Raw genomic sequence first — 11,691 nt, forward strand, 5'->3', positions numbered from 1 at the left:
CTGAAGGGACCAACCCCATGCGCACTCCCACCGGCACCATCACTTCCGTGGCCACCGAGCTGGCCCCCGCCGTTGCCGTCACGGCGATCACCAACGCTGTCGAGGCGGTGCTCACCGCGGCCGGCCACGGTTGCTCGGTCGGTGACATCGTCGTCGCCTTCTCCGGCTGGGGCCGCATCAACTACAAGGCCTTCCAGGTCAAGACCGTTGCTGGCGACCTGATCACGCTGAAGAAATGCAACACCTTCGACCAGACGCTGTTCGCGCCCGGTGGCGGCGTGGGCACGGTTCGCCGCGTGGTGCCGGCGAAGTGGGTAGACCTGGACCGCACCATGGGCCACACGTCCACCGGTGGCGACGCCAAGACCATCAACGTGAAGTTCACCGAGTACGAGAACGAGTTCATCCTGAACGACGGGTTCACCGCGGTGAGTCGCAGCTTCGAGATGGATGCCGACCTGATCGGCACGCCGGGCTACGAGGCCATGGTGCAGTTGTCGCAGACGCAGCAGCCCACCGTGGTGCGGCGCCGCGCCAAGACGGGGGCTTTCACGCTCATCCCCGGCACCGTGTCCTTCAACGAGGAGGAGATCGAGGCCGAAGGTCAGATCGTCCGCGTGAAGGGGACGATCAACGGCCAGAACTCCAGCACGCGCTACGCCGCGGCCTGAAGGTCTGACCACACTGCGCACCGACCTGGCTCCGTTCGTCCTCTCGCAGGGACGGCGGAGCCGGGCACGGGCTCCACTCCCTGCGAAAGAAACCCATGTCGGACACCACCAAGCTCAAGTCCATCCCGGCCGCGCGGCTCAAGTCGCTCGGCACCCAGGCGCCGCAGTTCGATCTGCCGATCACGGTCACCAAGCTCGACGGCACTGTCGCCGAGTTGCTGCTGCGCTGCAATGCCATGCGCAAGACGGAGTGGTCCAAGCTGCGCGACGACCGCCACCGCGAGGCGGTGGAGGCCACGCTGAAGCCCGCGGAGGCCGAGGTCGTGCAGGTGCAGCGCATCGAAGATGCCGAGCCCACGCTCATCACCGGGCTGCTGGCCCGCGGCTACGAGACCATCGTGCGCGAGGGTCTGCGCCGCGATGCCGACACGGTGCTGCTCTTCGCCACCGGCTGGGACCTGGATGACGCGTTCACGGCCGATGCGCTCATGGCGCTGGAGGATGAGTTCGCTGGCAGCCTGATCGCCATCCTCAACGCCTACGACCTCGCGATCTACCAGGGCCGCTTGGGAAACTCCAGGCCATAGCCCGTGCGCTCCACGAGCCAGACATCACCGAGTACGAGGCGCGCTATGAAGGCTTCGAGCTCGAAGACTACGAGACCGAGGAAATCGAAGTCTGGCCCGACAACGAGCGCGCCCTGGCCTTGTTCCAGCGGGTGGGCACCCGCTGGGCATACCCCACGATGGGTGCCGTCCCCCTGGGCTTGCGCTGGGAGGCGATCTACCCCCTCATGGACCGACTCGGGCTGTGCAATGCCGAGTGGGACGACCTGCACAGCTGCCTGATGGCCATGGAGCAGTCGGCGCTGAAAACGATGCGCGATTTCGCACCCAAACCCAAACCGTGATCCATGGCTGACGACCTGCACACCCAGATCAAGATCTCCGCCAACGCCGACGGCGTGGAGACCGGGGTCACGCGCGCCAAGCGCAGCCTGTCGTCGCTGGGTCAGTCGGCGGAGCAAGTGGGCGAGCAGGCTGCGCGCGGCCTGGGCAAGTTGGGCGGCAGTGGTGAGGCGGTCACGCAGGGCATGGACCGCGTCACCAGGAACATCGAGGCCGGCATGCGGCGGCAGATTGCTGCATGGGAGGCTGGTGGCACAGCCAATCGCCAGTACCAGGAAGGCCTGGCCCGCATGCGTGGCGCCGACATGGCGGCGCTCAAGCCAACGCTCGATGCGTACGAGGCGGCCAAGAACCGCGCCGAGGCTGCGGCCCGTGCGCAAGGCACCCTGATCGACCGGCTCGGCGCGGTGGGGCCTGTGGCCTCCATCGCGGCCGGCCAGATCGCGGCCTTGGCAAGCAGCTTCACGCTGGGTGCGGTGGTCGCGTTCGTGAAGAACGTCAATGATGGCGTCGACGCGCTCAACGACATCAAGGACGCCACCGGCGCCACCATCGAGAGCATCAGCGCGCTGGAGGATGTGGCCCGCCGCTCCGGCGCGTCGCTCGATCTTGTCGGTTCGGTGCTTGTGAAGTTCAACGACCTTTTGAGCAAGGCCACGCCAGAGAGCAACACCGCCCGGCAGCTCAAAGCCATCGGGCTGAGCGTGGCAGAGCTGCGCAAGTTGGACCCTGCCGAGGCTGTGCGTGTGACCGCTGTGGCCCTGTCTGGCTACGCCGATGACATGAACAAGGGCCGGCTGATGACGGACCTGTTTGGCAAGTCTGTCAAGGAACTCGCGCCGTTCATGGCCAACGTTGCCGAGCAGGGGGCGCTGGTCGGCAAAGTCACCGCGCAGCAGGCCGAGGAGGCTGAGAAGCTCAACAAGGCGCTGTTCGGGCTTCAGGCTAACGCCAGCGACCTGAGCCGCGAATTTGCGCGGCGCATGGTGCCCGGGCTAACCCAAATTGCGGGGGCGATGGCGGCCGGCGCGAAGGAGGGCGGCGTCCTGCTCGGCGTCCTGCGAGGGCTGAAGGAATTCGGCGCTATGGCGCTGGGTGTTGATCCGCTGGGCCAGGCGACAAGCCGCGCAGAGCGTGCACAGGCGGAGATCAAGCGGCTGCAGGGCATGCTGCAGGGGCCTGAGCTGATCCAGGCGCGCGATCCCGCCAACGACACCAACAATCGCCGCATCGCGCAGCTGCGTGCCCAGATCGTGACCGTGCAAAAGGAGGCGCTGGCTGCCACTGATGCATTGAAGGCGATGGTCGGTGTGAACGCATCGGGCGCTGGCGAATCGAAGGATAGCGTCGGTGACCTGAGCGACAAAGGGGACGCGCAGGCCGCCGCCAAGGATGCGGTGGAGGCGCGGCTCGCGGAGATCCGCCGCGGCTTGGCGGTCGAGGCGTCGCTCACCAAGGCCACGCTTGATGAGATCGGCAGCATGCGTCGCATGCAGGCCCTGTCAGACCGCGAAGCGATTGACGTGGTGGCGGCGGCGGAAGTGGGTCAGCTCGAACGCCAGCGCGCCGCGCTGCAGGCCGAGTTGGCGATCCAGTCGCAACAGAAGAACGCGCTTAAGGAAGTGTCCAATCTCAAGGGCCAGATCGACCTGGTGGACACCGAGATCAGCGAGCGGCGTAAAAAGCAGCTGCGCGAGATCAATGAGCTCACGTTCCGCCAGGCCGCCGCGGCCAGCGCCGTGATCACGGCGCAGAAACAGCAGGATGGCGAGGACTGGGATGCCTACAACCGCCAGCGGCAGGACGCCTGGAATGCGGCGCTGACCGCGTCCTATGAGTACGGCCGCAACATCGACGAAGCCAACGAGGCGGTGCAGTTCGAGTTGGGGTTGATGGGGCAGGGCGAGCGCGCCCGCGCCATTGCCATCGCGCAGTACCAGGTGCAGGTGCGGCTGAAAGAGCGTCTCCGCGAGATTGAGGGGCGGCGTCTGGATGCCGAGCAGGAGCAGGCCCTCAGGGCTATCGAGGAAGCCACTGCTGCGCGGCAGATGGCCAACGTCGAGCAGCAGGTGATGCGCGACGAGTGGAACAAGACCACCGAGGAGGTGAACCGCAGCCTCACAGACGCGCTGCTGCGCGGCTTCGAGGAGGGCAAGACGGCTGCCGAGAACCTGCGCGACACCACCGTCAATATGTTCAAGACGATGGTGCTGCGGCCCACCATCAGCGCCATCCTGCAGCCGGTCAGCGGCGCGGTTTCCAGTGCGATTGGTGACGGCACTGCGTCGGGTGGCGGCGTGTTGGGCATGATCAAGGATGCCAAGTCGCTGTATGACTGGGGTAGCAAGGCGTACAGCTGGTTCACCGGCGCCAGCTCGGCCAGCGGGGTGACCAGCAGCCTGGGTGCGGCCTTCTATACCGCCCCGGCGCTGTACGCTGGCGCTTCGGCAATCGGCGGGGCGTCGGCTGCACTCGCTGGCGGCACGCTGGGGTCTGGCACCTTCCTGGGTACGGCGGGGGTGCTGGGATCGTCTGGCGGTGCGCTGGGGACGGGCACTGCGCTGTTGGGGGAGGCGGCCACCTCGTACGCAATTTCGGCTGGCACGGCCGCAGGCGCCACGGCCGGTGCGGCGGCCGGCACGGCGGCCGCTGCGGGCGGCGGCACCAGCGCCGCCGGCGCCGCGGCATCGCTGGGCCCATATGGCTGGATCGCCGCTGCGGCCATCCTGGCCATCATGGCCTTCGCGGGCAAAGGCGAGGAGCGCTACGGCGGGCACTACGGCATCAACTTCCAGGGCGACCAGGTGCTGGACTACCGCCGCGGCGGCTACATCGACAGCAAGCAGGGTGAGGTGACGTTCGTGGTCGGTCCCGGCGGCGGCGAGTTCGCCAAGGACTATGTGTCCGAGCTGATGACCGGTACCACCAAGGGCATCAACGCGCTGCTGGGTGACCTCGGTTCCAGCCTGGCGCTCACCAGCTTCCAGGCGGGCCTGGAAACGTCGGGCAAAGGCCGTGGCGGTGTCTTCTCCGGCGGCACGCTGACGGGTGGTGTCACCTTCGGCGAGTCGGGCCTGGGCAGTGGCCGGCCGTGGGAGTCCACTAGCAGCCGCAGCCCGAATGCGGAGGAGGCGGTCAAGAACTTCGCCACCGACATGCTGCAGGTGACCGTGCAGGCCCTGCAGGCCGCCACCGACCTGCCCAAGGTCATCACGGCGCAGCTCAAGGGCATCGATGCCGAGAAGCTCACGGACGAAGCCGCGGCCGAGCTGCTCAACAGCATCCAGGCGCAGATCGACTTCGTGCGCAGCTTCCGCGATGCCATCAACCAGCTGCCGTTCCAGAACCTGCGCAACCTGTCGTTCGATGCGGCCACCGGCCTCATTGCTGCGGCCGGCGGCCTGGAGGCGCTAAATCAGAACCTCACGGGCTACTTCGAGAACTACTTCACCGCCGAAGAGCAGCGTGCCGCCGCGATCCGCCGCACGCAGGATGCATTCGAGGGCCTGGGCCTGGTCATGCCGGATGTGGCCGGCAACGCGGCCGATGCGCGCGCTGCCTTCCGCGCCTTGGCGCAGAGCATCGACGTGGGCACCGAGAAGGGCCAGCAGCAGTACGCGGGCTTGATCGCGCTGCAGGGTGCCTTCGCCGACTTGACGCCCATCATCGACAACACCGCCGAAGCCGCGCGCGCAGCGCAGGCCTCGCTGCAGCAGCGCCAGCAGCTGGAGATGCAGCTGCTGCAGCTGCAGGGCGACACGGGCGAGATCCGCCGGCGCCAGATGGCCGAGTTGCTCACCGACGAGAACCGGGCCATCCAGCAGGCCATCTTCGACCTGCAGGACAAGCAGGCCGCGGACGCCACCGCCAAGGCGGCGCAGGACGCCGCCGACCGCGTCAAGGCCGCCTGGCAGTCTGTTGGCGACACACTGGTCGACGAGGTCAAGCGCATTCGCGGCGAAATCGCCGGGGCCGGCCTGGGCGGCTTCGCGTACACGCAGGGCCAGTTCGCGCTGGCCACCGCCCAGGCGCGTGCCGGAGATCAGGCGGCGGCTGCTTCGCTGCCAGAGCTGAGCCGTTCGGTGGTCGAGCTGGCACGCCAGAACGCGTCCAGCGCGGCCGATTTCAAGGCGTTCCAGGCGCAGATCGCGGCCAGCTTGCTGGAGACCACCCGCGCCATTGCTGCTGGCCAGGGCATCACGGTGCCGGCCTTCGCCAACGGCGGCGCCCATGCCGGTGGGTGGGCCATGGTCGGCGAGCGCGGCCCCGAGCTGGCCTATCTGCCGCCGGCGCAAGTGTTCACTGCGGGTGCAAGCGCAGGGGCGTTGGGCGACTTCGCGGCCATGCTGGCCGAGATGCGCGCGCAGCGTGAAGATGAGCGCAGCCGGGCGGCGACCCAGGTCAGCCTGCAGCTGCGCGCCACGCGCGCAGCGGAGGCAACCCAGCGCTTGTGGGAGGATGTCACCGAAGGCGGGTCGGCCATGCGTGCGCGGGAGGTGCAGTCATGACGCCAAGCACGATGCGTGTGGTGCGCCCGCTGTCGATCACGCCGGCGATGCTGGTCAGCACCAACATTTCCGAGGCTGACTACGCTGAATGGCTTGCTGGCGCAGGCTACGCCAAAGGTGCGCGCGTCATTGCGACGTCGCAGCACAAGGTCTACGAGAGCCTCGTCGACAGCAATGTGGGGCATGCGCCCGCGGGCTCGCCTGACCAATGGGTCGAGGTTGGGCCGACCAACCGCTGGAAGGCCTTCGACCAGAGCAACAGCACGCAAACGCGCGCGCAGAACTTCCTGACCTACACCCTGAAGCCGGGCAAGGCGGTGCACACCATTGCTGCGTTGAACCTGGTCGATGCCACGGCGATGCGGGTTCGTGTCACGGATCCATCGCTGGGCTTGATCTACGACAAGACGGTCAACCTCGCGGGGCAGCTGCTTGTCTCGACCTGGTGGGACTGGTTCCTTGGGCCGCGCACGTCGCCGAAGCAGTGCATCTACGCCGACCTGCCGAGCGCGCCTGCGGCCGACATCACCATCGACATCGCGGGCAACGTGGGGTTGGCCGTCGGCGTGATTCTGTTGGGCCAGATGCGCACCTTCTCCATGGGTGTGCAGATGGGCGCGCGCATCGGCATCACCGACTACTCGCGCAAAGAGCGCAACGAGTTCGGCGACACGATCCTGGTGGAGCGGCCATTCGCACGACGTGCCAATTGGTCGCCCGTGCTGCGCGCTGCGGAGGTCGACGCGTTTGTCGACTTCCTGGCCGATGTGCGGGCTCAGCCCTGCCTGTGGATCGGCTCCGGCCGATATGAGGCCATGACGGTCTACGGCATCTACAAAAGCTTCGAAGTGCTGATTGCCTACTTCGACTACTCCACCTGCGAACTTGAACTTGAGGGCCTGACGTGACCGACATCGTGATTCCTCCCACCATTGCGCTGATGCCGCCCGCGCCGCAACTGACGGACACGCAGGCGGACTTCAATACCAAGGCCTTCGCTACGGTGGGCGCATACCCCACGTTCATTGCGCAGACAAATGCTGCTGCTGCGGCGGCGCGTCAGAACGCTGTCGCTGCGGAGGAGCGGGCGACCGGGGCACAGAGCAGCGCAGCGGCAGCCGTGACAGCGCGTGACGTGGCACTCGCCGCGCGTGATCAGGCTGCGGCTGCCGCTACATCTGCCGCCAACGCACCTGGCACCAGCGGAAGCAGCGTGTCCACGGTGGCCATGGGTCTTGGGACCAAATCGTTGACAACCCAGACCGGCAAGGCTTGGACGGCCGGCCAGAGCATCGTCGTGGCGCTTTCCGGTGATCCGGTAGGCCGGCGGATGTTGGGGGTGATCGCCTCCTACGACATCAACACCGGCGCCATGTCGTTCATCGTAGGGGCCGGCGGCGTGGTCGGTTCGGGCACCTATGCGGGCTGGCTCATTTCCTTGACCGCAGCGCGCGACAACCTGGTGCTGATGGGGCAAGGGCCTGGCCAGGGAGCGCAGGTGCTGTCCATCGGATGGGGGGCCGGAGCCGAGGGAATCGTGCGCCCGCTGGTGTCTGTGGATGGCGGGCACTGGGGCGGACTGGCCGGCGACTGGGAAGTGCAGGAGGCGGCGCCGCCCGGCAAGCGCGGCGAGTTCTACATGAACGCGCCGCCGGCTGGATGGCTGAAGGCAAATGGGGCTGCGGTTTCGCGCACGACTTATGTGCGGCTATTCCAGCGGATTGGCACGCTCTACGGCGCCGGGGACGGGGTGACGACCTTCAACCTGCCGAATGACTATGGCTTGTTTGCGCGGTCATGGGACGAGAGCGGCGCCGTCGACCCGGGCCGCGCCTTCGCATCCGTCCAAGCGTCCGCAAACCTGATCCACGCCCACGGCGGATCCACCGTTTCTGCGGGCGGGCACACCCCGACGGGTTCGGCGAACTCCGGCGGCGGCTACACGCCTACGGGCTCGGTGGGCAACGGTGGGGGCCATACCAACACCGCGCCTCAAACCCGCGTCGCTGGCGGTGGTGGGGCTGCAGCTTCGTTCAAGTCAGAGGACACGGCGGGGGTTGCGATGACCACAAACACGGTTCCCAACCACGACCACCCACTGACCATGAATGCCGTCCCTCCTCACGTGCATGGCGTGACCATGGACGCTGTTCCGCCGCATGCGCACGTCATCGGAGCGGAAGGTGCGTCCGAGTCGCGTCCCGCCAACCGCGCTGTGATGGTCTGCATCAAGTACTGAGGTCCTCATGGAAGACATGCCCGTCATCGATCCCAAGATCGTCTTTGCTTTCCACCCCTTCACCCGCCGCTACGTGGGGCCGTTCGAACTTGCCTTCGAGCGCGGCGACATGGACCCGCTGGAGCCGGGCCGCTGGCTCATTCCGGGCAGTTGCCTGGAGGTCGAGCCGCCGGAGCCTGGCCCTGGCCAGTACGTGGCCGAAGAGGCGGGTGCCTGGGTGCTGCGCGACATACCAGTGGAGCCTGATCCGCCGCAGCCTGAGCCGCCAACCGTCGAGCAGCGCATTGCTTTGCTGCTGCGCCACGTGGATGCGCACCTCAACGCAGGGGCGGCGCTACGCCGGTACGACAGCATCATCACGGCGTCGCTGCGTGCGGGCTACCCCGGCCCATTCCACGACGAGGGCGTGGTGTATGCCACCTGGATGGATGCCACCTACGCGCGCTGCTACGAGATCCTGGCGCAGTGGGAGGCCGGCGAGATTGCGGAGCCCACCGCTGCCGAGTTGCTTGCCATGCTGCCGCCGCTGGAGCTGCCGGCATGATGCGCATCGTCATCGCCGTGGTGCTGGCGCTGCAGCTGCTCCAGCCGTCTCTGGCCATGGCCACCACGACGATCAAGTCGCCGCTGAGCTACAGCCTGCAGGAGTACGGCGTGGTGCTCGGCATCTCGATGATGGGCGGCTTGGTCCGCTTCATCATGGCCCTGCGTCGCGGGACGATGCTCAGCCTGTCGATGCTGATCGGCGAGCTGGCCACCAGTGCTTTCGTCGGCTTCCTGACCTTCTGGGCCTGCGAGGCGATGGAGATGAACCCGCTGCTCACGGCTTGCGCCGTCGGGATGATGGGGCACATCGGCGCCAAGACCCTGGCATGGGCGGAGGTCGCCGGGCGCCGCTTCATCGAGCACAAGTTCGGCATGAAGCTGGAAGACACGATGCCAGCACCGCTGGGAGACCGCTGATGGAATTCGATCAAGCATTCGGCCGGCTGCTCGGCCATGAAGGCGATTTCGTGGACCACCCTGCGGATCCGGGTGGCGCCACGCGATGGGGCATCACCCAGCGCGTGGCCCGCGAGTACGGCTACATGGGCGACATGCGCACCTTGCCGCAGGAGACAGCGAAAGCGATCGCGCGCAAGGCCTATTGGGATGCCGTCCAGGCGGACAGCCTGCCGCCGTCGCTGCGCTTCGATGTATTCGATGCGGCCTACAACTCCGGCGTGCGCCAGGCCATTCGATGGCTTCAGCGCGCGGTGTTCGTCACGGATGACGGCATCTTCGGCCCCAAGACCATGATGGCTGCGCAGGGCTACAACGGCAACGCGATTGCGGCCAGGTTCAACGGTCACCGGCTGAACATGCTGGCTGATCTCGTGACTTGGAAGGACTTCGGCAAGGGATGGGCGCGGCGCGTGGCGGCCAACCTCATCGCGGCGAAGGGGTGACCATGGCCGACTTCGACTGGCGCAAGTTCGTGAGCGGCGTGGCGCCCGCGTTGGGGACGGCCTTGGGTGGCCCGCTGGCTGGCGCTGCGATCAAGGTGCTGGCCGGCGCCGTGCTCGGCGACGAGAACGCGAGTGAGGCGGATGTGGCGGCGGCCATCTCCAGCGGCCAGTTGACCGGCGAGCAGATCGTGTCGATCAAGGCGGCCGAGCAGGCGTTTGCGGTGCGCATGCGGGAACTGGACATCGACGTGGAGAAGTTGAACCAGGCGGCGGACGAGGCGGTCATGCGTGATGTACAGGATGCACGCGCGCGGCAGACGGCCACCAAGGACTGGATGCCGCAAGTCATTTTCTTCATGCTGGCCGCGGCCTGGGCGGGTACGCTGGCCCTGTTCTACTTCGCGCCGCTGCCGGTGGACGAATTCCTGCGCGCGCTGATCGTGCGGGCCTATGCCACGGTGGAGACAGGCCTGACCGGCGCCATCGCCTACTTCATTGGCAGCAGCAGGGGCAGCAAGGCGAGCGGGGACGCCGTGCGCAAGATCGCCGAGCAGGCGGGGAGGTAGGGGCTATGTCCTGGCATCTTGAGGTCACGTCGATGACGGCCCGGCGCTACCTGCCGGGCGAGAGCTTCGAGCTTCGGAGCAAGTTCGCCAGCACGGTGCATGTGCAGATGCTGGACTGCGGCCAGCGCGCATTCTTGAGTGCGGCCACGAACAACGATGCGCGGGGCAAGATCACAAAGCGCGACTGGCTGGAACTGCGCGAGATGCTGCACGGCATCGGTGTGGAGCTGATCGAGTCGAGCCGGCACGGTGAAGCCAAGGACTACGACACCGGCCCGGCCCCGCTCAGCTGAACTTGTCCTCGTTGTTCGAGGGTGGGCGAGTTCGGCGGCCTGTGAGTGCCGCTCGGACTCACTTCGAATTCGAGCCGAAGATGTACGCGAGCGAGGTGCTGATGATGGTGAAAAGGCCGCTACGTAGCTGGCTCGCGTCCTGAACATCCACCCAGAAGGTGATCAGCAGCATGCCGGTCGCTGCGACCGCCACGGTTGCGGCGACGTGGACCGGCGTCTGTGGGTTCGCCCCGAAGAATCGGCCCAGATAGCCTAGGTTCAGGCGATTCGTCTCTCGGTCGTGCTCCAGCTTGGAGGCGTGAAAAAACGCCGACTCGTCCCGTGGGGTGACGGGTGCCGGCGCTTGAGAAATTGTTTCGGCGCTGGGATCGATGACGGCTTTTGCGATGCCGTTCTTCGCGTCTTGCTCCGCCATCGGCTCAGGCTGTTGCCCTGGCGGTAGACCGCCTTACGGCGTCCCCGAAATGCTCCTGGATCTCCGAGAAGGGGATGTCCACGCCGCGCATGCCGGGGTTGTTCTGCCAGGTGCGGGCCCATGGACTGTCCGCTGCGTGTGTCATCTCGGAGAGCTTCGTGGCAGTGAAGCCCTTGTAGCTATTCCAGACATTCGCCAGGAACGCGCGCACTGACCCGTCGGCGGGCGGTGGGACCACCGTGCTCTGCAGCGATGCGAAGTCAAGCTCGGTCGCCTTGCCATGAATGGGGCCAGAGCCGAATCGCTTGAACTCGTGGTACAGCGAGGGGATGACCGGGCCGAATTGCCAAGCCTCGACGGCCTCGTTGATCAATGGGGTGCCGGTATAGCCGGTGTACCACCCATGGGCGTAGTAAACGAGCTTCTGCAACTTCATGGGCGAAATCGCGGCCCGCTCTTCTGCTGCGCAGTCGAGGAAGAAGTTGGCGATCTGTTTGGCGCTGAAGGGCATGCAGTCCTCCTGCAGTAATGTATGGATGTACAGCCTATTGGGCAATTAAGCCATGCTTCCGCCTCCGCTGCATTGGCTTGCAGCGAAAGCCCGCTACTGTTTGGGGGCGGAGGCTACTACAAGTGGTGTCAT

The 11,691-nt window shown here is 66.6% G+C and carries 13 protein-coding genes; 11 read left to right on the forward strand and 2 right to left on the reverse strand.

Going from position 1 to position 11,691, the window contains the following annotated elements; all coding sequences use genetic code 11:
• Positions 1 to 17: 17 nt before the first annotated feature.
• From ASF44_RS17270 to ASF44_RS17320, 11 genes are all read left to right on the forward strand, one after another.
• On the forward strand, positions 18 to 671 hold the full coding sequence (locus tag ASF44_RS17270; RefSeq protein ID WP_056900474.1) for a phage tail tube protein: 654 nt from the start codon (positions 18 to 20) through the stop codon (positions 669 to 671).
• Between the two features lie 95 nt (positions 672 to 766).
• Positions 767 to 1,258, forward strand: a complete 492-nt coding sequence (locus tag ASF44_RS17275; protein ID WP_056900475.1) for a phage tail assembly chaperone — start codon at positions 767 to 769, stop codon at positions 1,256 to 1,258.
• A 23-nt stretch (positions 1,259 to 1,281) separates the two neighbouring features.
• Positions 1,282 to 1,581, forward strand: a complete 300-nt coding sequence (locus ASF44_RS32910) for a DUF1799 domain-containing protein (protein WP_255358207.1) — start codon at positions 1,282 to 1,284, stop codon at positions 1,579 to 1,581.
• Between the two features lie 3 nt (positions 1,582 to 1,584).
• Positions 1,585 to 6,087 carry a hypothetical protein gene (locus ASF44_RS17285; RefSeq protein WP_056900477.1) on the forward strand — a complete coding sequence of 1,501 codons (4,503 nt, stop codon included), beginning with the start codon at positions 1,585 to 1,587 and terminating at the stop codon, positions 6,085 to 6,087.
• Positions 6,084 to 6,995: a hypothetical protein gene (locus ASF44_RS17290; protein WP_056900478.1), complete on the forward strand. Its 912-nt coding sequence runs from the start codon at positions 6,084 to 6,086 to the stop codon at positions 6,993 to 6,995. The genes ASF44_RS17285 and ASF44_RS17290 overlap by 4 nt, the downstream gene beginning before the upstream one ends.
• On the forward strand, positions 6,992 to 8,326 hold the full coding sequence (locus ASF44_RS32915; RefSeq protein ID WP_056900479.1) for a phage tail protein: 1,335 nt from the start codon (positions 6,992 to 6,994) through the stop codon (positions 8,324 to 8,326). Before ASF44_RS17290 ends, ASF44_RS32915 begins: the two co-directional genes overlap by 4 nt.
• 7 nt (positions 8,327 to 8,333) lie before the next feature.
• Positions 8,334 to 8,870: a hypothetical protein gene (locus ASF44_RS17300; RefSeq protein ID WP_056900480.1), complete on the forward strand. Its 537-nt coding sequence runs from the start codon at positions 8,334 to 8,336 to the stop codon at positions 8,868 to 8,870.
• A complete protein-coding gene (locus tag ASF44_RS17305; protein WP_056900800.1) occupies positions 8,870 to 9,289 on the forward strand; it encodes a phage holin family protein in 420 nt (139 codons plus the stop codon). Before ASF44_RS17300 ends, ASF44_RS17305 begins: the two co-directional genes overlap by 1 nt.
• Entirely contained in the window at positions 9,289 to 9,774 is a 486-nt protein-coding gene (locus tag ASF44_RS17310; protein WP_056900481.1) for a glycoside hydrolase family 108 protein, read from the forward strand. Before ASF44_RS17305 ends, ASF44_RS17310 begins: the two co-directional genes overlap by 1 nt.
• Before the next feature lie 2 nt (positions 9,775 to 9,776).
• Positions 9,777 to 10,340, forward strand: coding sequence for a hypothetical protein (locus tag ASF44_RS17315; RefSeq protein ID WP_056900482.1), 564 nt, complete (start codon positions 9,777 to 9,779; stop codon positions 10,338 to 10,340).
• 5 nt (positions 10,341 to 10,345) lie between these two features.
• On the forward strand, positions 10,346 to 10,633 hold the full coding sequence (locus ASF44_RS17320; protein ID WP_156374572.1) for a hypothetical protein: 288 nt from the start codon (positions 10,346 to 10,348) through the stop codon (positions 10,631 to 10,633).
• A gap of 58 nt (positions 10,634 to 10,691) precedes the next feature.
• On the opposite strand, the gene ASF44_RS17325 is transcribed toward ASF44_RS17320, so the two are convergent.
• The gene (locus tag ASF44_RS17325; RefSeq protein ID WP_056900484.1) at positions 10,692 to 11,048 is read right to left on the reverse strand and encodes a hypothetical protein; all 357 of its coding nucleotides are present in this window, start codon (positions 11,046 to 11,048) and stop codon (positions 10,692 to 10,694) included.
• A 4-nt stretch (positions 11,049 to 11,052) separates the two neighbouring features.
• Entirely contained in the window at positions 11,053 to 11,559 is a 507-nt protein-coding gene (locus ASF44_RS17330) for a Panacea domain-containing protein (protein WP_056900801.1), read from the reverse strand.
• Positions 11,560 to 11,691: the final 132 nt, after the last annotated feature.

Source organism: Pseudorhodoferax sp. Leaf274 (genome assembly GCF_001422445.1).
Taxonomy (GTDB): Bacteria; Pseudomonadota; Gammaproteobacteria; order Burkholderiales; family Burkholderiaceae_C; genus Pseudorhodoferax.

Coding starts and splice junctions, on each gene's coding strand:
- ASF44_RS17270 (WP_056900474.1), top strand. CDS start 18: ATGCGCACTCCCACCGGCACCATCACTTCCGTGGCCACCGAGCTGGCC.
- ASF44_RS17275 (WP_056900475.1), top strand. CDS start 767: ATGTCGGACACCACCAAGCTCAAGTCCATCCCGGCCGCGCGGCTCAAG.
- ASF44_RS17285 (WP_056900477.1), top strand. CDS start 1,585: ATGGCTGACGACCTGCACACCCAGATCAAGATCTCCGCCAACGCCGAC.
- ASF44_RS17290 (WP_056900478.1), top strand. CDS start 6,084: ATGACGCCAAGCACGATGCGTGTGGTGCGCCCGCTGTCGATCACGCCG.
- ASF44_RS17300 (WP_056900480.1), top strand. CDS start 8,334: ATGGAAGACATGCCCGTCATCGATCCCAAGATCGTCTTTGCTTTCCAC.
- ASF44_RS17305 (WP_056900800.1), top strand. CDS start 8,870: ATGCGCATCGTCATCGCCGTGGTGCTGGCGCTGCAGCTGCTCCAGCCG.
- ASF44_RS17310 (WP_056900481.1), top strand. CDS start 9,289: ATGGAATTCGATCAAGCATTCGGCCGGCTGCTCGGCCATGAAGGCGAT.
- ASF44_RS17315 (WP_056900482.1), top strand. CDS start 9,777: ATGGCCGACTTCGACTGGCGCAAGTTCGTGAGCGGCGTGGCGCCCGCG.
- ASF44_RS17320 (WP_156374572.1), top strand. CDS start 10,346: ATGTCCTGGCATCTTGAGGTCACGTCGATGACGGCCCGGCGCTACCTG.
- ASF44_RS17325 (WP_056900484.1), bottom strand. CDS start 11,048: ATGGCGGAGCAAGACGCGAAGAACGGCATCGCAAAAGCCGTCATCGAT.
- ASF44_RS17330 (WP_056900801.1), bottom strand. CDS start 11,559: ATGCCCTTCAGCGCCAAACAGATCGCCAACTTCTTCCTCGACTGCGCA.